Raw genomic sequence first — 1,078 nt, 5'->3', positions numbered from 1 at the left:
GCCGGCGGGCGCGGTGCCCTCGGCCAGCAGGTAGAACCAGTGGTTCTGCGGGCCCGCGGCGGCGTGCACCTCGGTGCTCGGGATCGACGACGAGTAGCAGTTCGGGTTCCCCGAGATCTTGCTCGGCTGGTACATGTAGCGGATCGGGCCCTGGCCGACCAGGTTCACGCCCTCGCCGACCTCGTAGTCCGGGGTGTCCTTGGCGTTGTTGGCGTAGTGCTCGGTGATGGCGCCGAAGATGTCACCGGTGGACTCGTTCAGCCCGCCGTTCTCGTTGCCGCTGCCCGCGCCGCCCGGCGTGGTCTGGAAGATGGCGTGGCCGAACTCGTGCGCGACGACGTCCATCGAGGTGGCCTGGCGCTGGTTGTCCTGCGAGTGACCGAAGGTGGTCGAGGAACCGTCCCAGTAGGCGTTGACCTGGTTGAGGCCGACGGAGGAGGGGAAACCGCCGCCGCTGCCGTTGATGCCGTTGCGGCCCAGCCACTCGCCGAGCATCTTCCACTCGGTCTGGACGCCGAAGAGCGTGTCGACACAAGCGGTTTCGAGGTTGGTGCCCGAGCCGTTGCCCCAGTTGTCGTCGGGGCCGGAGTACACCGCGCCGTTCTGCGGCTTGCAGCTGATGTTGGGACGCCCCGGGTCGCGCATGGAGTAGGTGCCGCCGGAGTTCGTCGTGTCGATGGTGACGTTGCCGACGTAGTAGCTGTTCCCGGCGCCCAGCGTGCTGACGCCGCCCGACGTGTTCTGCGTGGCGGCGGGGATGTTCGACATCTTGACGTCGTCACGGGTGTCGAGGACCGCCCCGGTGGCGCCGTCCACGAAGACGTGCAGGTTGCTCGGCGCGGCCGCCTTGGTGCCCTTGACGACGACCTCGTAGGCGAGCTTGGGGGAGTTCCCCGCCAGCACGACGAGCTGCGGCGCCACCACACTGTCTACTTTGGACAGCTGGCCGCGGGCGACCTCGGCCGCCTTCGCCGCGGAGATCTTGGCCTTGGTTTCGACCGAGATCGCCGCGGTCTCCGCGGCGCTGGTGCCGCGGACGCGCCCGGCGCCGTCGGCCACCACCACCGCGTCCCCGCCG

1 protein-coding gene is annotated in these 1,078 nt (G+C 69.4%); it reads right to left on the bottom strand.

Annotated features, from left to right (window positions below; translation table 11 throughout):
* A partial coding sequence (locus tag CFP71_RS42540) for a M4 family metallopeptidase (RefSeq protein WP_143267314.1) occupies nt 1–1,078 on the bottom strand: 1,078 nt, incomplete at both ends.

Origin of the sequence: Amycolatopsis thailandensis (assembly GCF_002234405.1) — a bacterium.
GTDB classification, from domain to species: domain Bacteria; phylum Actinomycetota; class Actinomycetes; order Mycobacteriales; family Pseudonocardiaceae; genus Amycolatopsis; species Amycolatopsis thailandensis.
This window is presented reverse-complemented; position numbering and strand designations above follow the sequence as displayed.